General features: G+C 71.5%; 18 protein-coding genes. 13 read left to right on the top strand and 5 right to left on the bottom strand.

Going from position 1 to position 17,132, the window contains the following annotated elements; translation table 11 throughout:
* Window positions 1–234 precede the first annotated feature (234 nt).
* The 3 genes from snpA to AB0O82_RS14770 all read left to right on the top strand — a co-directional run bounded on the left by snpA (window position 235) and on the right by AB0O82_RS14770 (window position 3,924).
* Entirely contained in the window at window positions 235–858 is a 624-nt protein-coding gene (snpA, locus tag AB0O82_RS14780; RefSeq protein ID WP_363583628.1) for a snapalysin, read from the top strand.
* Window positions 859–981: 123 nt separating this feature from the next.
* Window positions 982–1,641 carry a pentapeptide repeat-containing protein gene (locus AB0O82_RS14775; protein WP_063349277.1) on the top strand — a complete coding sequence of 220 codons (660 nt, stop codon included), beginning with the start codon at window positions 982–984 and terminating at the stop codon, window positions 1,639–1,641.
* A gap of 207 nt (window positions 1,642–1,848) precedes the next feature.
* Window positions 1,849–3,924 (top strand): phosphocholine-specific phospholipase C, encoded by a 2,076-nt coding sequence (locus tag AB0O82_RS14770; protein WP_363583626.1) that lies wholly within the window; start codon window positions 1,849–1,851, stop codon window positions 3,922–3,924.
* On the opposite strand, the gene AB0O82_RS14765 is transcribed toward AB0O82_RS14770, so the two are convergent.
* Window positions 3,914–4,462 (bottom strand): hypothetical protein, encoded by a 549-nt coding sequence (locus AB0O82_RS14765; RefSeq protein WP_363583624.1) that lies wholly within the window; start codon window positions 4,460–4,462, stop codon window positions 3,914–3,916. The two genes, AB0O82_RS14770 and AB0O82_RS14765, sit on opposite strands and share 11 nt — an antisense overlap.
* Window positions 4,463–4,642: 180 nt before the next feature.
* Between AB0O82_RS14765 and AB0O82_RS14760 the strand changes: the two genes are divergently transcribed.
* The 6 genes from AB0O82_RS14760 (at window position 4,643) to tgmC (ending at window position 8,771) form a co-directional block, all read left to right on the top strand.
* On the top strand, window positions 4,643–4,885 hold the full coding sequence (locus tag AB0O82_RS14760; protein WP_363583622.1) for a hypothetical protein: 243 nt from the start codon (window positions 4,643–4,645) through the stop codon (window positions 4,883–4,885).
* Window positions 4,857–5,390 carry a DUF6879 family protein gene (locus AB0O82_RS14755; RefSeq protein WP_363583620.1) on the top strand — a complete coding sequence of 178 codons (534 nt, stop codon included), beginning with the start codon at window positions 4,857–4,859 and terminating at the stop codon, window positions 5,388–5,390. Before AB0O82_RS14760 ends, AB0O82_RS14755 begins: the two co-directional genes overlap by 29 nt.
* A gap of 31 nt (window positions 5,391–5,421) precedes the next feature.
* Window positions 5,422–6,270: a helix-turn-helix transcriptional regulator gene (locus AB0O82_RS14750; RefSeq protein ID WP_363583618.1), complete on the top strand. Its 849-nt coding sequence runs from the start codon at window positions 5,422–5,424 to the stop codon at window positions 6,268–6,270.
* 116 nt (window positions 6,271–6,386) lie between these two features.
* Window positions 6,387–6,659, top strand: a complete 273-nt coding sequence (gene tgmA / locus AB0O82_RS14745; RefSeq protein WP_363583616.1) for a putative ATP-grasp-modified RiPP — start codon at window positions 6,387–6,389, stop codon at window positions 6,657–6,659.
* 1 nt (window position 6,660) lies between these two features.
* Window positions 6,661–7,632, top strand: a complete 972-nt coding sequence (gene tgmB / locus AB0O82_RS14740) for an ATP-grasp ribosomal peptide maturase (RefSeq protein WP_363583614.1) — start codon at window positions 6,661–6,663, stop codon at window positions 7,630–7,632.
* The gene (gene tgmC, locus AB0O82_RS14735; RefSeq protein WP_363583612.1) at window positions 7,629–8,771 is read left to right on the top strand and encodes an ATP-grasp peptide maturase system methyltransferase; all 1,143 of its coding nucleotides are present in this window, start codon (window positions 7,629–7,631) and stop codon (window positions 8,769–8,771) included. Before tgmB ends, tgmC begins: the two co-directional genes overlap by 4 nt.
* A gap of 21 nt (window positions 8,772–8,792) precedes the next feature.
* Here tgmC and AB0O82_RS14730 read toward each other — a convergent pair whose 3' ends face one another.
* Both AB0O82_RS14730 and AB0O82_RS14725 read right to left on the bottom strand, forming a co-directional pair.
* Window positions 8,793–8,996 (bottom strand): DUF397 domain-containing protein, encoded by a 204-nt coding sequence (locus tag AB0O82_RS14730; protein WP_363583610.1) that lies wholly within the window; start codon window positions 8,994–8,996, stop codon window positions 8,793–8,795.
* Window positions 8,993–9,820: a helix-turn-helix transcriptional regulator gene (locus tag AB0O82_RS14725; RefSeq protein ID WP_363583608.1), complete on the bottom strand. Its 828-nt coding sequence runs from the start codon at window positions 9,818–9,820 to the stop codon at window positions 8,993–8,995. The genes AB0O82_RS14730 and AB0O82_RS14725 overlap by 4 nt, the downstream gene beginning before the upstream one ends.
* Before the next feature lie 102 nt (window positions 9,821–9,922).
* Here AB0O82_RS14725 and AB0O82_RS14720 point away from each other — a divergent pair, with 102 nt between their 5' ends.
* Window positions 9,923–10,051, top strand: coding sequence for a hypothetical protein (locus AB0O82_RS14720; RefSeq protein WP_363583606.1), 129 nt, complete (start codon window positions 9,923–9,925; stop codon window positions 10,049–10,051).
* Window positions 10,052–10,515: 464 nt separating this feature from the next.
* On the top strand, window positions 10,516–10,683 hold the full coding sequence (locus tag AB0O82_RS14715; RefSeq protein WP_363583604.1) for a hypothetical protein: 168 nt from the start codon (window positions 10,516–10,518) through the stop codon (window positions 10,681–10,683).
* Between the two features lie 10 nt (window positions 10,684–10,693).
* Here the strand turns inward: AB0O82_RS14715 and AB0O82_RS14710 are convergent, their stop codons facing one another.
* Window positions 10,694–11,500 (bottom strand): phosphoribosyl-dephospho-CoA transferase MdcG domain-containing protein, encoded by an 807-nt coding sequence (locus tag AB0O82_RS14710; RefSeq protein WP_363583602.1) that lies wholly within the window; start codon window positions 11,498–11,500, stop codon window positions 10,694–10,696.
* A 173-nt stretch (window positions 11,501–11,673) separates the two neighbouring features.
* Between AB0O82_RS14710 and AB0O82_RS14705 the strand changes: the two genes are divergently transcribed.
* Window positions 11,674–11,901: a hypothetical protein gene (locus AB0O82_RS14705; RefSeq protein ID WP_363583600.1), complete on the top strand. Its 228-nt coding sequence runs from the start codon at window positions 11,674–11,676 to the stop codon at window positions 11,899–11,901.
* Between the two features lie 56 nt (window positions 11,902–11,957).
* On the opposite strand, the gene AB0O82_RS14700 is transcribed toward AB0O82_RS14705, so the two are convergent.
* The gene (locus AB0O82_RS14700) at window positions 11,958–15,161 is read right to left on the bottom strand and encodes a S41 family peptidase (RefSeq protein WP_363583598.1); all 3,204 of its coding nucleotides are present in this window, start codon (window positions 15,159–15,161) and stop codon (window positions 11,958–11,960) included.
* A gap of 233 nt (window positions 15,162–15,394) precedes the next feature.
* Between AB0O82_RS14700 and AB0O82_RS14695 the strand changes: the two genes are divergently transcribed.
* Entirely contained in the window at window positions 15,395–17,119 is a 1,725-nt protein-coding gene (locus AB0O82_RS14695; RefSeq protein ID WP_363583596.1) for a glycosyl hydrolase family 18 protein, read from the top strand.
* Window positions 17,120–17,132: the final 13 nt, after the last annotated feature.

Raw genomic sequence — 17,132 nt, 5'->3', positions numbered from 1 at the left:
TCGGGAGCCTAACCGCCGGTGGAGCGGAATGCCAGGGGCACGCGCGAGTCAAGGCCGGTTAAAGACATCTCAAACCCCTTTTCCACAAGGGGTATTGATCGAAGCTATCGCGGGTTGACATCATCCGCCCGCCCGCCGGGCTGCCCGAAGCTCTGGGGACATCACCCGCTGACCAGGTGTCCCCCAGGGCCGGCCCCCAACCGGCCACGGCACCACCGGAATCGGAGCCCCCACATGAAGCGATCCGTGCTGTCCGCGACCCTCGGCCTGGCCCTCGCGGCCGGTCTCGCCGTGCTGCCCGCCACCGCCGCGTCCGCCGCCACCCCCGGCCCGGCCGTCCAGGGCTACACCGCCTCGACGTACGCCGGTTCGGCCGCCGAGGCCGCGAACAACCAGGCGTTCTTCCAGGCCGTGATGGCCTCCGCCAAGGCCAAGCAGACCGCCAGCCCGAACCTGGCGACCGTCGTCGTCACCTACGACGCCAGCTCGGCACCGACCTTCCGCACCCAGATAGCCAACGCCGCGCAGATCTGGAACAGCTCGGTCAGCAACGTCCAGCTGCGGGCCGGCTCGGGCGGCGACTTCTCGTACTACGAGGGCAACGACAGCCGCGGCTCCTACGCCAGCACCGACGGCCACGGACGCGGCTACGTCTTCCTCGACTACCAGCAGAACCGGCAGTACAACTCGGTCCGGGTGACCGCGCACGAGACCGGGCACGTGCTCGGCCTGCCGGACCACTACTCCGGCCCGTGCAGCGAGCTGATGTCCGGCGGCGGCCCCGGCACCTCCTGCACCAACCCGTACCCGAACAGCACCGAGCGCAGCCGCGTCAACTCCCTCTGGGCGCGCGGCTGACCTTTCTGAGGACCACACCTCGGCCCGGCCGCAGTCCGCTGCGGCCGGTCCGGGGCGTTGTCGGTGCCGCGTGCGAGCATTCGGGCGAGACCCGTTCGCCCCCGACCGTGAGGTGCCGCCGCCATGCCGCGTTCCGCCCCCGACCAGCTCACCGACCTGCCGTACGCGGACCTGCTCCGCCCCCACACCGGGCGGCTGCGCAGCGACGAGCGCTACGACACCACGCACTTCGACGGCGGCGAGCACACCGACGAGTCGGCGGCCGGGGCGGCGTTCCTGGAGTGCGCCTTCACCGGGGTCGCGCTCAGCGGGGTCAAGCTGCGCCAGGCCCGCTTCAACGAGGTCTGGGTGCAGGCCGGCCGCTGGGTGGCCTGCGACCTGAGCGACACCGAGTGGCAGGACAGCGCCTTCGTCGGCGGCGTGCTGGCCGGGGTCGCCGGATACGGCTCGGCGCTGCGCCGGGTGGTGTTCCGCGGCTGCAAGCTGGAGGCGGTCAACCTGCGGGCGGCCGTGCTGCGGGACGTCGTGTTCGAGGACTGCCTGCTGCGCGACGTGGACTTCGGCGAGGCCAAGCTGACCGAGGTGTCCTTCCCCGGCTCCACGCTGGAGGAGGTCCGGCTGCGCGGTGCCACCCTGAAGAAGACCGACCTGCGCGGGGCCGCCCGGCTCGGACTCGCGGACGGCCACCAGGGGCTGCGCGGCGCGGTCATCAGCTCCACCCAACTGCTGGAGCTGGCGCCGCAGTTCGCCCAAGCGCTGGGAATCGAGGTCAAGGACCGCTGACCAGCCACCCGCTCCGTCCCTCCCCGGCGTTTCCGCCGCCCGTTCAGCCCGGCGTCGCTCGGTGACACCCGGACGAACAGTCCGCCAACCCTGCCGCGCGCATCTGGTGGACGCCTCCGGCCGGGGTGGAAGATGCTGCGCGATCGATGAGCCCCGACTTGTGTACACAACATCGCCAGATCGCCAGTGAAGGGACGGGCCGGGCTGATGGCCGAGCTGAGTCGTAGGAAGTTCGTCACGCTGTCCGGTGCCGCCGCGGCGGGACTCGCCGTGGCAGGCACCAGCGCCGCAGGGGCCGCCCCCGGCGCGCCCGCGGTGGCCTCCACCGCCACGCTCCAGCAGACCGGCACCATCAACGACGTGCAGCACGTGGTGATCCTGATGCAGGAGAACCGCAGCTTCGACCACTACTTCGGCACGCTGCGCGGCGTGCGCGGCTTCGCCGACCGCAGCGCCATCCAGATAGCCGGCGGCTACAGCGTCTTCAACCAGCCCAACGGCCTGCTCGGCCGCCAGTACCCGTGGCAGTTCAGCCAGACCAAGCCGGCCGGCGGCGCCGACCCCGAGCGCCTCGCCCAATGCAACGGTGACCTCAGCCACGGCTGGAGCGATCAGCACAAGGCCTGGAACAGCGGCAAGATGGACTCCTGGGTCGCCGCCAAGGGCAACGTCCGCACCCTCGGCTTCCTCACCCGCCAGGACATCCCGTTCCACTACGCGCTGGCCGAGAACTGGACCATCTGCGACGCCTACCACTGCTCCGTGCTCAGCGCGACCGGCCCCAACCGCACCTACCACTGGTCCGGCCAGATCGACCCGGCCGGCAGCGCCGGCGGCCCCGCGTACGACGGCGGCGACGAGAAGGGCCTGCGCTGGCAGACCTACGCGGAGGCACTGGAGAGCGCCGGCGTCAGCTGGAAGGTCTACCAGAACGCCGCCGACAACTACGGCGACAACGCCCTCGCGTACTTCACCCAGTTCTCCGGCGCCCCGGCCGGCAGCCCGCTGGCCGTCAAGGGCATGGGCTCGGTGCCCAAGGCCACCGGCAGGACCCCGGACGACATCGCCGCCGCGATCAGGGCCGACGTGCTGAACGGCACCCTCCCGCAGGTCTCCTGGATCGTCCCCGACCAGGCCTCCTCCGAACACCCGTACGCCACCCCGGCCGACGGCGCGCACTTCGTCCACCTGGTGATCGACGCGCTGAACGCCGACCCGAACGTCTTCAACTCGTCCGTCCTGTTCATCAACTACGACGAGAACGACGGCTTCTTCGACCACGTCCCGCCGCCGGCCGCCCCCGCCGGCACCCCGGGCGAGTTCTACAACGGCACCAACATCGGCCTCGGCTTCCGCGTCCCCATGATCGCCGTCTCGCCCTGGACCCGCGGCGGCTGGGTCAACTCCGAGACCTTCGACCACACCTCCGTGCTGCGCTTCCTGGAGACCTGGACGGCCGCCCTCGGCACGCCCGCGCAATGCCGGAACATCAGCGACTGGCGCCGCCGCGTCTGCGGCGACCTGACCAGCGCGTTCGACTTCGCCAACCCGGTCTACGGCCTGCCCGGGCTGCCCGACACCTCGCAGACCATCGGCCTGTCGGCGTGCGGCCCGCTGCCCAACCCGGCCCCGATCAACAACCAGTTGCCGATCCAGGAGACCGGCACCCGGCCGGCCCGCGCCCTGCCGTACCAGCCGAACGCCAACCTGGACCACCTGGAGTTCGGCTCCGGCGGGGTGATGAAGGTCTGGATCACGATGGACAACGGGGGCACGGCAGCAGCGAAGTCCGCCCACTTCGCCGCCTACGCCAACGCCTACCGCAGCGGCGGCCCCTGGCAGTACACCGTCGACCCGGGCGGCACCACCAGCGACTTCTTCAACTGCGGCACCAACTTCGGCGGTGGCCCCTACGACCTCACCGTCGTCGGCCCCAACCGCTTCCTGCGCCGCTTCAAGGGCGACGCCACCAAGGCCGGCAAGAACGCGGCCGTCACCGCCTCGTACGCGGTCGAGCCGGGGACGGGCAAGCTGGCGGTCTACTTCAAGCTCGCCAACTCCGGTACGACGCCGCTGACCTTCACCATCGCCTCCAACAACTACCGGACGGACGGCCCCTGGACGTACCAGGTCCCCGCCGGCGGCAACGTCACCGATTTCTTCAACGCCGTGGCCTATAACAACGGCTGGTACGACTTCACGGTGACGGTGGACGCGGACGCCGGCTGGTCCCAGCGCTTCACCGGCCACCTGGAGACGGGCACCCCCAGCGTCACCGGCTGACGGTCGTTGCTACATGGACGGAGACCCCACTACCCGCCTCGCCGGGCAGTGGGGTCTTGGGCGGACCGAACAGGGGGATCGGACGGCGAAGTCGCACGGTCCCGTCGCCACCGTGGATGCCGTGCTGGGGCTGGAGGTCTCCGTGCACCCACCCTTCGGCGTGGAGGTCTGCCACGGCGCGGCACAGCCCGACCGCAGCGGCCAGGGCCTCGTCCCGCCCTCCTTCGCCCTTGCGCAGGGGGCGGAGGGCCTGCCAGGTGGACGGTCCGACCAGCCACGGGGTGACGAACCAGACGCCGTCGTCGAACCGGCCGGCGGTCACGGTGTAGCCGGGGAGCTGGTCCAGCACCGAGGCTTCCCGCGCGGTGACCTCGGCGGCCTCGCCGGTGCCGAGCTTGATACTCGCGACGCCCCGCGGACCGGTCGCCTTCCAGACCGCCGAGCCCCGCCGGTTGCTGATCTCCTCCAGCTCCAGCGGTCCGCAGATGGCCGCCGCGGTTTTCAGCGCTTCGGCGGCCTCAGGAGTGAACTCGCCCATTCTCTTACTGCCTTCCACTCGCAAGGGATGTGCCGCTTGCGAGATGCGTCGGACCCGCTCCGAATGCGCCGGCCTGCTCCCCTTGCGCTCTTGAATGTCCGTCATCTCTGCGGAACGGTAATGCAAGGACGCGCAACCGGCTTGGCACGGGAGGACCCGATGGCACTACGGTTCAACGGGATGGACCCCGAGACCCAGGGGAACGGATCGCCGACGGTGTGGGTGGACGACCACGAGCGGGAGCTGGTGTTCCAGGGCTGGAAGCCCAGGGAGGAACTGCTGACCGAGGTCAGCACGACCGAGTGGGTTCCTGGCCACACGATCGGCGTCCCCGAGGGTGAGGCCGTGGTCCGTATCCCGCTCCGCATGGCGGCGATCATTAGGAAGGCACTCGATGACGCAGAACGTTCCGGACTTCTCTGACCTGCTCAAGGCCGCGCAACACTCGGCCGTGCACCTGGAGATGCGTGACTGGTACGGCGTGGGCGATGAGTCGACGGACTTCGCACGCTTCCAGCGGAGCGGCGTCCACCCCGATCTCGACCCCGAGTCCGAGGGCTGGGCCGGGTGGGTGCCTCTCGTCCGGGAGGCCGTCAGCCGGGGCGTGGTCATGCGCAGGGCCCGGATCGTTTCGGAGCCGGTGACCGACTACATCCGCTTCGAGCACGCCGGGACCGCCGTGAACGTCGCGGCCGGCGAACAGGTCCGTTGGCTTCCGCGCCGCCGGGCGTCGGACATCGCACTACCGGGCAATGACTTCTGGGTCTTCGACGGCCGGTTGGTCGAGTTCAACCACTTCACCGGCGTCGGGGACTGGGCCGACCCCAAATATGAACTGTCCGAGGACCCGGCGGTGGTGAAGCTCTGCGTCTCGGCCTTCGAAGCCGTCTGGGAGCGGGGCATCGACCACCCGGAATACACCGTCTGACCTCTGCGATATCCCACCGGACAGCCAGTTCATGCCCGCTTCTCCCTCATCCAGCGCGCAGGCCGCCCGCGCCGCCGTTGCCGCGCGTCTGCGCGAGCTGATGCTGGACGCCGGCCTCAAGGGGCAAGAACTGTCTGCCCGGTGTGGATGGCACCCGGCGAAGACCTCGCGCATCCTCTCCGCGAAAACGGCCCCTTCCGATGCGGACGTTCGGGCCTGGTGCATCGCCTGTGGCGCCGAGGAACAGGTGCAAGACCTCATTGCCACGGCGCGCGCGGTGGAGTCGATGTACATGGAGTGGCGTCGGCTCCAGCGCAACGGCATGCGCAAGGTCCAGGAGGACGTCTACGCGCTGAACGAGCGGGCCCGTCTGTGCCGGGTGTACGTGTCCAACGTCGTGCCCGGATTCTTCCAGACGCCGGCCTACGCCACGGCCTTGATGCGCTCCATCACGCAGTTCCAGGGAACTCCCGACGACGTGACAGAGGCCGTTGCCGCCCGCGTGGCCCGCAGCCGGTTCCTGTACGAGGGCGGCCGCCGGTTCGTGGTGTCGATGGAGGAGTCAGTGCTGAGGTACCGCATCGGCGATACCGAGGTGATGCGTGGCCAGCTTCGGCACCTGCTCACTGTGGGGCCGCTCGCCACCGTCTCCCTCGGGATCGTTCCGTTCACCGCCCAGCGCACCGTCTGGCCGCTGGAAGCGTTCTACTTGTTCGATGACCGGCACGCCGTGGTGGAGACCCTGACAGCCGAGATCAACGTCAGGCAGCCTCGCGAACTGGCCGACTACGCCAAGGCGTTCGTCCAGCTGTCCGAAGCGGCCGTCTACGGGGACGCGGCTCGCGCCGTGATCACAGCCGCGCTCGACACTCTCGGGTGAATCGGCGCAATATCTCGCAACTTCGTTGAGGCCGGGCGTGGCTTCTCCCTACCGTCGTTGGTGTTGCTCGGGCCGTGGAAGAGCACGGCAACGAAGAACATGGAGGCGCAGCACAGATGACAACCGCACCGTGGGGCACGACCCGAATGGGTCCGTACCCGGACACCCGCTCGGTCCCTGCCGTCTCGGCCGTGATCGACCCCGAAACGCAGGTTGCCGTGTTCGTGGACGATCAGGGTCGCAAGGTCGAGATGGGGGCGCACGGCACCAGCACGGAGACCAGCACGCCCACGAACACGGGCGGCGGTGACGGGCAGAGCGGCGGGCAGAGCGCACCCACCGACATGGACAGCATGCCAGCGAACGACCAGGACCAGGGCGCCGGCTGACATGGCGCAGGATCGACACCGGGCTGTCCTGGTCCTGACCAACGCGCACGACGTGACGGCCGATGTGGTGCTCCGCATCCTGGCCGAGCGCCGAGTCCCGGTCGTCCGGGTGGACCCCGGTGCCGATCTGCTCGGGGGTGCCTCGCTGACCGCCCACTACAGCAGGAGCGAGCAGCGGGGCACTCTCCGCACATCAAGCCGGGAACTCGACCTCACTCGGGTGCGGTCGGTCTGGGTCCGCCGGCCCTCGCCCTACCGGGCGCCGCCGGGACTGGACGAACACGCGTCCAAGTTCACCAGTGCGCAAGCATTTTGGGGTGCTGGCGGCATCTTCGCGTCGCTTCCCGACGCCCACTACGTCAATCACCCGTGGCACATCCGGAACGCGGAGTACAAGCCCGCACAGCTTGTCGTGGCGGGCCGGAGCGGTTTCCTGGTGCCGAACACGGTCATCACCGCCGATACCGACGAAGCGCGCCGGTTCTGCGCCGACCAGTCCGGCGGAGCCGTCTACAAGCCGGTGTGGGACAGCCGGTACCGAGCCCCCGACGGCACTGCGCAAACGGTGTGGGTACGGGAAGTCGATCCGGCCGAGATCACCGACGCCGTGTCCGTGTGTCCGCACATGTTCCAAGCCGCCGTGTCCAAGTCGTTCGACGTGCGGGTGACCGCCGTGGGTGACCGGTTGTTCGGTGTCCGGATCGGCAGTCCCGATCTCGACTGGCGCGAGCGTCAAGACCTGATGACGTGTACGCCGATCGAAGTGCCCGGGCCCGTTGCGCGCTCTGTGATCGCTTATCTGAACGAACTCCGCTTGGTTTACGGTGCGTTCGACTTCGCGGTGACCGCCGCAGGTGACTGGTACTTCCTTGAGTGCAACCCCAACGGCCAATGGGCCTGGCAGGGTGTCGACACCGCTTCGGCGATTGCCCACGCCATCGCCGACCAACTGGAGAAGGGCCCCGACTCGTGAGCGCATCGGCTCAGCTCCGCGCCGCCCTGGTGGACGGGCTCACCGGGGACGATGCGGTCGACGATCCGGCCTGGAGGGCCGCCGCGTTGGCGGTGCCCCGGGAACTGTTCGTCGGATCGTTCTTCGCGGCGGTCCCGGGAAGCAATCCGACCGCGTACCGCCCGGTGCACAGGACCGACCCTGGTTGGCTGGAGCAGGTCTACTCGAACGAGACGCTGGTCACCCAGCTCGACGGGCGGACCCGCCCCGAGGACGTGGCCGAGGGGGCGGTGATCGGGACTCCGTCGTCATCGTCCACCTTGCCGTCGCTGGTGCTGCGCATGTGGCACCAGCTCGGCGCCGAGACCGGGCACCGGGTGCTGGAGATCGGCACGGGGACCGGCTACTCGACCGCCCTCGGCGCGCACCGCCTCGGGGACGCCAACCTGACCAGCATCGAGTACGACCCGGCGGTCGGCGCCACTGCCGCTGCCGCGATCAAGGCGGCGGGGTTCGCTCCCCGGCTGGTCATCGGTGACGGGCTGCTCGGCGACCCGGACGGGGGCGAGTACGACCGGCTGATCGCCACCTGTGCGGTCCGGTACCTGCCACCCCGCTGGCTGCACCAGGTGAAGCCCGGCGGCGTCATCCTGGCCACCCTGTCCGGGTGGGGGCTCGGGTTCGGACTCGTGCGGCTGGTCGTGACGGCCCCGGGAGAGGGGACGGGGCTGTTCATGCCCGGCTACACCAGCTTCATGATCGCCCGCCCGCACGACCGCCCGCCACGCCAAAGCCTCTCGCTGCTTCCGGGGGACGAACGTCCGTCGCGGATCGACCCCGAGGTCATCGGCACGTGGACCGGCAGTTGGGTCGCCCAGCTCGCGGCGCCCTCGGCCGAACGGATGGGAGCCGGCGGGCACCAGATCCTCTCCGACGTGGCCACCGGATCGCAGGCCCGGACCATGTCCAACCCTGACGGGGGATGGGCCGTGGTTCAGCGTGGCCCGCTCCGGCTCTGGGACCAGGTGGAGAACGCCGTCGAAGCCTGGCAGCGGGCCGGCGAGCCGCACCAGGAGGGGTTCGGCATGACGGTCTCGGCGGCCGGGCAGCGGGTCTGGATCGGAAGTGCGGACGGACCGGGCTGGAACCTGCCGATCTGACCCTTGTGCTCAGACCGGGCGTCAGGCGGTGTCGAACTCGCCGGCTCGGAGGGCGGAGACGAAGGACTGCCAGGCCTCGGTCGCGAAGAGGAGGGCCGGGCCGTCGGTGTCCTTGGAGTCTCGGACGGGGACGGTCCCGGACGGGATCAAGTTCCCCGCGACCTCGATGCAGTCGCCGCCGTTGCTGCTGTACGAAGACTTGAACCACTGAGGCTCGGCGGTCACGGTAGTTCCTCTCTCAGCTGGCTGATCAGGGCCACAGACTCGGCTTGTGAGAGTGCGAGGGCCTGTAGCTGATAGTAGGCCGTGAGGATCGGCGGTACTGCGCCGCTGTCCCGTTCCAGGTTCCCTTGTTGCGCTGATTCGGCGTAGGACATCAGCGATCGGTCCGGAAGGGTGATGATGTTCACCGGGAGATCGAACGATCGTTCCTCGCCTATGGCGTACGGAGCCACCTGGAGAACGGTGTTGGGCATCCGGGCGAAGGCTGCAAGCTCGTCGAGCTGGGCGGCCATGATGGACTTTCCGCCGACCGGCCGTCGGATGCAGCTCTCATCCAGGACGACGTGGATCAGCGGAGGGGTTTCCCGGCGCAAGTTCGCCTGTCGGCGCGCAAGGTAGGCAACCCGCTCCTCGGCCTGGTCCTCCGTGATGCTGCCCCGCCGGAGCGCGCCCGCCGCGATGGCCCGTGCGTAGTCCATGGTCTGAAGCAGCCCCGGCACGATACCCAAGGTGAACAGTCTCAGTTCCACCGCCCTTGACTCGTGCGCGACGTACTCCGGGAAGCCTTCGAGGAGCGCCGAGGTCTTGAGGTCGAGCGCCTTGCGGGCGAACACGCGATCCCATCCGAAGGCTTTGTCAAGTTCGCGAGCCAGGCGCGGTGTTGGGGGACGTCGACCAGTTTCCACGGCTGACACGTGCGTGGGTGAATAGCCGATGGCGCTCGCCAAATCTTCCTGCCGCCAACCCCGTTCCTCTCGTGAGCTGCGGAGGAACGCACCGAACTCTGCGGCTGGAGACGAGTCGGGGTCCAGCTCGGCCTTGTTCATGAACCACTCTCCAAGCACGTTTGAGAGGTTGAAGGACGTCCAATGCTAGAGGACAGTGGCGACCCCGGGTAGTCATTAAACTACGGAACGGAGTCAGCTGTGGTGAGCAAGGAGTCCCCGACCGGGCCGCTCTACCGCCCGCAGATCGGCGAGTTGGTCGAGGACGGGACGACCGGCAGGGACGTCGTCTACATGGGCGTCCCCGCCGAGCCCCGTGGTCGGACCGCGTGAAGCGCCAACCGGCGCTCGGCGTCGACGTGTTGGCCGTAGTCCTCATGTTCGGCGTCGTCGCGTCCGAACCGATCATCCGGCGGGCCACCCGGCGGCGACTCAGCCGGGACCGCCGCCGATGACCGACCCTCCGACCTGCCCCGCACCGGACTGCTGCGCCCCGGTCGATCTGCTCAACGACGCCAACGCGGCCGGACGGACGTGGAACTGCCCGAACTGCGCCCGGTGGGGCGTCGCCTGGTCGTCGGGCTACCTGGCGAACCAGCCGTTCGAGGAGCCCCTCGTCGTCCTCGGTCGCCGGAAAGTCCGGAAGGTGGTGAACCGCGATGCCGATGTTCGGGCGCGCGTTCCTCGGCCTGATGCGTAAGGCTCGGGTCACCTGCTTGTGGCTCTGGGGTACACACCTCCAGTTCGCGCCGCCGGTCCTGTGGCTCAGCCCTGAACGGCGCCGAGCGGTCGCGGCGGTGGAACGGACACTCGCCGAGGAATGGCACATCCGGCAGACCTGCGACGAGGCCGCCCGGGACGCCCTGCACGCCGAGCTGTCCGAGGCAGTGGCCGGACTCCACCTCGCCCCGGCGCCCCGCCGCCGACCTCGGGCGGCGCCCCGACCGCCCAACCGTCCCAACTAATTACGACGGCTCAGACGAACGGGCCGCGCGGGAACCACGGGTCGCGGACCTCCCGGGGCCCGTCCGGAGTCAGCAGGGTGAGGGTGTACGGCGAGGCCGCGTACTCGGCGAGCTGCACCGAGCCGTAGCGGGTCTCCAGTTCGGCCTGCACCGGGACCGGCAGCCTGCTCAGCGCCCGCCGCAGTTGCAGCGCGTCCCGGCGGCTGATCGGGTGCGGGGTGCGCAGGACCAGTCGCAGCGGGCTCAGCGGTCCGGCGACCGGCACGCCGGTGCCCAGCTCGTAGCCGACCGCGCCGATCGGGCCCCAGGACAGCCGGTGGTCCGCGACCAGCCGGCCGACCGCCGGCAGCAGGGCCAGCGCCGGAATCCCGGCGACCCGCTCGGGGTCCAGCCGCCCGCACCGCCCGGCCAGCTGCTCGGGCCGCAGCGTCCGGGCCACCGCGGCCCAGGGGGCCAGCGCGTCCAGCCGCTGTCCGGGGCGCGGCCCGCGCACGATCGCCGGGATCCACTGCTCGGGCGCGGCCTCCGGGTCCCGGGTGCAGCGCTGCGGGTGCGGCACGTCCGCCGGGGTGCCGACCAGGGAGGGGGCCCGGCCGACCGTCACCCAGGGGTGCACCCGCAGCACGGCCCGCGTCCAGTCCGGCAGCTCGCCGCCCGCCAGCGGGCGCAGCGAACTGGGGCACTGCATCAGCAGCAGGTCGTGGGTGCCGGGCAGCCGCCCGTCCAGCGCGGCCAGCGGCCCGACCCGCCGGCGCGGCCCGTCGTGGGGGTCCTCGGCGGTGCGACGGGCTTGGCGGGCGGAAGGTGCGACGGTCACGGTGGGCTCCAGACGGTGGCGTCAGTTCGGCCGACGGCTCCAATCTGCGCCGGGTGCCCGCCTCCGCGCCACGGCCGTTGGGCGCGTTCACCAGGGACCAAAGGCTCAACGTGCGACTCCGGGTGCCCGGTGTGAGAGTGGGGGAAGCCCGGTATCCGTTCGGAGGAGGAGTCATGGGCATCTTCGACAGGTTCCGCCACAAGGCGCACGAGGCGACCGGGCAGGACGCCGCCGAGCGTGCCGCCATCGCCCACGACGAGGCCGTGGACGCGTACAGCCCCGAGATCGAGCGGGCCCGCGAGACCCAGGAGGCCCGCGAGTCGGAGCGGCGTGCCGCCCAGGACGAGGCCGACCGGCGCGCGGCCGAGAACATGACGGCCGAGGGCGACCCCTGGGGCTGAAACCCCAGAAGACCCCCAAGCCGCAAGCCCCAAGCCCCAAGCCCCAAGCCCCCAGGTCACCGCGCCCGCGGCGGCAGCGGCGGGCGTCGCAGATCCGGCCGGGGGGTGTCCTCCGGCGGGGGAGCCGCGGCGGGCGCGTCCTCCAGCAGGTCCAGCGCCAGCTGGACGGCGGCGACCAGCTCGGGGTGGCGCCCGCGGGCCCAGTCGCGCGGGGTGCGCAGCACGTGCACGTCCGGTTCGACGCCGCGGTTCTCCACCGACCAGCCGAGTCCGCCTTCGAACCAGGAGGCGTTCTTGGGCACCGAGATCCGGGTGCCGTCGCCGAGGGTGTGCCGCCCGGTCATCCCGACGACCCCGCCCCAGGTCCGGTTGCCGACGACGGGGCCGAGGCCGAGCAGCTTGATCGCCGCGATGACCACGTCGCCGTCCGAGCTGGTCGCCTCGTCGGCGAGCGCCACGAGCGGGCCGCGCAGTGCGTGCCGGGGCCAGCGGACCGGCTGGCGGTCCCGGCCGAAGTCCCAGGCGAGGACGTGCCGGGTGAGTTTCTCCAGGACCAGTTCGGAGACGTTGCCGCCGGCGTTGCCGCGCACGTCCAGGACGAGTGCGGGCTTGTCCAGCTCGCGCCGCAGGTCGCGGTTGAACTGCGCCCAGCCGGAGCCGCCGAGGTCCGGGATGTGTAGGTAGCCGCACCGGCCGTCGCTGAACTCCCGGACCAGGAGGCGGCGTTTGGTCACCCAGTCCTGGTAGCGGACGGCCCGTTCGTCGGTCAGCGGGGTGACGGTGATCCGCCGTACCGGGCCGTCCGGGCTGCCGCGCAGGGCCAGTTCGACGGTGGTGCCGCCGGTGCCGGCCAGCAGCGGCAGCGGGCCGCGCACCGGGTCCACCGGGCGGCCGCCGACGGCGAGCAGTTCGTCGCCGTCCCGGACGCCCTGGGCGGCGAGCGGGGCGCGGGCGCGCGGGTCGGAGGTCTCGCCGGGCAGCACCCGCTCGACCAGCCAGCGTCCGTCGGGGGAACGGTGCGCGTTGGCGCCGAGCAGGCCGAGCGGCTGCTGGCCGAGCGAGGGCCCTTCGGCGCGCCGGGACGGGGTGACGTAGGCGTGCGAGGTGCCGAGTTCGCCGAGGAGTTCGCGCAGCAGGTCGGCGAAGTCGTCGGGTGAGCAGACCCGGTCCAGCAGCGGCTCGTACTGGGCGGTCAGGGCGGGCCAGTCCAGGCCGGACATCCGCTCGTCCCAGAACTGGTCCCGGACGATCAGGGCGGCCTCGTGGTAGGCCTGGCGCCACTCGGCGGCGGGGTGCACGGTGTGGGTGATCCGCCGCAGGTCGACGGTGCTGCCGGCGCCACCGGTGACCGGGACGATCCGCAGGGTCCCGGCCGAGTAGACCGCGATCGAGCCGCCGTCCCCGGAGACGGCGTAGCCGTCCAGCTTGTCGACCAGGGTGGTGCGGGTGCCCCGGGCGAGGTCGAAGTACTCCAGCGAGGGGCGGCCGGAGGTGTCGTCGGGGCTGGCGAAGGTCTGCCCGAGGGTGCCGGAGATCGGCCAGCGCAGCCAGACCAGGCCGCCGCGCACCGCGTCGGTGGCCGAGTACTTGGAGGCGATCACCGGGAACTGCAGCAGCCGCTCGCCGATGCCCTGCGGGTCGACGCGGACGGTGCCGTCGCCGCCGCCGTTGCCGTGCGGGGCGCCGTCCTCGGCGGGCGCGGCGAACGGAGACGGCGTGTCGGCGGTGAGCGGGACGAGGTAGGGGCGGCAGCCGAGCGGGAAGGAGAGGTCGCCGGTGTGCACGTCGTGGACGGGGTCGAAGCCGCGCCAGGACAGGAAGGCCAGGTAGCGGCCGTCCCGGGTGAACACCGGCTGCTCGTCCTCGAAGCGGCCGTCGGTGACTTCGGTGACCGGCCCGGGTGCTTCGGTGCGGGTGAGCCGGATCCGGCGCAGTGAGCGCCCGGCCACCGGCTGGGACCAGGCGATCCAGTGCGAGTCGGGGGAGAAGCGGGCGCTGGAGACCGGCCCGTAGCCGGAGGCGGCGAGTTCGCGGACGGCGCCGTCGGCGGCGGCGACCAGCAGCAGCCGCCCGTCGGAGGCGGCGACGGCGAGGTGGGCGCCGTCGGGGGAGGCGGTGAGTTCCAGGACGCGGCCGATCCGGTCGGCGGCGAGCACCCGGTGGCGGTGCTTCTCCGTTTCCTCGTGCCCCGGCAGCGGCATCACCTCGATCGCGTCGGCGCCCTCGGCGTCGGTGATCCAGGCGGCCTCGCCGGTGTGTCCGAGGATCACCGGCAGCCGGGTCCGCACCCCGGGGGTGTCGGCGAGCGCGCGGGCCGGGCCGTCCTTGTGGGTGAGCCAGTACTGGCTGCCGCGCACGGTGATCACCCCGGCCCGGCCGCTCTGGTCGCAGGCCAGGTCCTTGACCTGGGAGGCGGCGCTGACCTGGTACGGGCGGCGGCCGGCCCGGGCGCCGCCGAGCGGGACGGCGAGCCGGCGCGGGGCGGGGGCGTCCAGGCCGTCCAGCAGCCAGAGGTCGCCGGCGTGCTGGTAGACGATCCGGGTGCCGTCGGTGGCGGCCTCGCGGGCGTAGTAGGAGGCGTGGTCGGTGTGCCGGCGCAGGTCGGTGCCGTCGGGGCGGCAGGAGTAGACGTTGCCGATGCCCTCGTGGTCGGAGAGGAAGGCGATCCGCCCGGTGACGGGCATGGGTGAGGCGAGGTGGCCAGGGTGGCCGGCCAGGATCTGTTCGCCGTCCGCCCAGAGCCGGCCGGTGGCGCCGCCCCGGTAGCGCTTCCAGGCGGCGGGCTCGTGCGGGGCGGCGCCGGTGAGCAGCACGGTGCGTTCGCGGCTCATCTGGGCGTCGCCGACGGGGCCCCAGGGCATCCGGTGGCCGGGGGAGCCGTCGGGCGGCAGGGCGTGCGCCCAGGTGTAGTGGCCGAACGGCTCGTGGTAGGAGGTGACGGCGAGCACCTCGCCGTCCGGCAGCCAGCCGCGCACCCGGGTGTCCTGGCTGCCCCAGTGGCTGAGCCGTTCGGCCTCGCCGCCCTCGACGGGGGCGGTCCACACTTCGGGGGTCAGGTTCAGCCAGCTGGTCCAGGCGAGGGTGCGGCCGTCGGGGGAGAAGCGGGGGTGGCTGACCCGGGTGCGGTCGCAGCTGACCCGCCAGGCCCGGCCGGCGGCGCCGTCGGCGTCGAGCGGGGCGATCCAGATGTCGTCCTCGGCGGTGAAGGCGAGCAGCCCGCCGTGCAGGTGGGGGTAGCGGAGGTAGCCGGGCGGGGTCACCCCTCCATCCTTCGACGGGGTGTCACCTCCGGCAACCGGGGCGGCCCGTCGGGGCTGCCTGGCGGACGGTGCGTAGGCCGCGGACCGGTCTGGACCATTGACACCGCAGTGTCGAATCCACTTCAGTGGTCTAGTCCAACTTGGGTGCCAGGCCGGGCCGCTCCCCCCACTGGCGCGTGCTCCGGCGTGCCCTCGGACGTCCCCCACGACCGCGCCATCGCAGGAGCCCCCGCATGCGCAGAACCACACCCGCACCCGCCCCCGCCCGCCGGAAGCAGCCCCGCACCCTGCTCGCCGCCGGCACCGCCTCCGCCGTCGCCGCGGCCACCCTGGTCGGGGTCACCCTGGGCCTGGCGCCCGCCGCCTCGGCCGGCGAGTTCCTGGTCAACGGCGGCTTCGAGTCCGGCTCGCTCGGCCCCTGGAGCTGCACCGCCAACTCCGGCAGCGTCGTCACCAGCCCGGTGCACGGCGGCGGCTACGCCCTCGCCGCCGCGGCCACCGCGGGCGACACCGCCCAGTGCGGCCAGACCGTCACCGTCGCCCCCAGCACCACGTACACGCTCAGCGCGTACGTCAACGGCTCGTACGTCTACCTGGGCGTCGACGGCGGCGGCCCCAGCACCTGGACCCCCGGCACCGGCGGCGGCTACCAGAAGCTCAGCGTCAGCTTCACCACCGGCGCCACCCAGACCAGCGCCACCGTCTACACCCACGGCTGGTACGGCCAGGGGACCTACTACGCGGACGACGTCTCGCTGGACGGGCCGGGCGCCCCCAGCCCGACGCCGACGCCCACCGGGTCCCCGACGCCCACGCCGACCGCGACGCCCACCGGCACCCCGACGGGCACCCCGACCGGCACCCCGACGGGCACGCCCACCGGGACACCGACGGGAACGCCCACCGGCACCCCCACCGGCACCCCGACCACCCCGCCGCCCGGCAGCCACGCCCTGGTCGGCTACCTGCACGCCAGCTTCGCCAACGGCGCCGGCTACACCCGGATGGCCGACGTCCCGAACTCCTGGGACTTCATCGACCTCTCCTTCGGCGAGCCCACCTCCGTCACCTCCGGCGACATCCGGTTCAACCGCTGCTCCGTCACCGACTGCCCGACCGTGGAGTCCGACGCCGACTTCAAGGCCGCCATCGCCGCCAAGCGGGCCCAGGGCAAGAAGGTGCTGATCTCGATCGGCGGCCAGAACGGCCAGGTCCAGCTGACCACCACCGCCGCCCGCGACACCTTCGTCAGCTCGGTCTCGGCGATCATCGACAAGTGGGGCCTGGACGGCCTGGACATCGACTTCGAGGGGCACTCGCTCTCCCTCAACACCGGCGACACCGACTTCAAGAACCCGACCAGCCCGGTCATCGTCAACCTGATCTCCGCACTGAAGACCCTCAAGGCCAAGTACGGCCCGGGCTTCGTGCTGACCATGGCGCCGGAGACCTTCTTCGTCCAACTCGGCTACCAGTACTACGGTTCCGGTCCCTGGGGCGGCCAGGACCCGCGCGCCGGGGCGTACCTGCCGGTCATCTACGCGCTGCGCGACGACCTCACCCTGCTGCACGTCCAGGACTACAACTCCGGCTCCATCATGGGCCTGGACAACCAGTACCACTCGATGGGCGGCGCCGACTTCCACGTCGCGATGACCGACCTGCTGCTCAACGGCTTCCCGGTGGCGGGCAACACGAACAACATGTTCCCGCCGCTGCCCGCCTCCAAGGTGGCCATCGGCATGCCGGCCACCACCAACGCCGGCAACGGCTACGTCGCCCCGGCCGAGGTGAACAAGGCCCTGGACTGCCTCACCAAACTGGCCAACTGCGGTTCGTACGTGCCGCGTTCGGGCGCCCAGCCGAACCTGCGCGGGCTGATGACCTGGTCCGTCAACTGGGACCAGTTCGGGGGCCGGGAGTTCTCCAAGAACTTCGACGGCTACTTCCGCCGCTGAGGTGACGTCGGTG

Source organism: Kitasatospora sp. NPDC088264 (assembly GCF_040685715.1).
Taxonomy (GTDB): Bacteria; Actinomycetota; Actinomycetes; order Streptomycetales; family Streptomycetaceae; genus Kitasatospora.
This window is presented reverse-complemented; position numbering and strand designations above follow the sequence as displayed.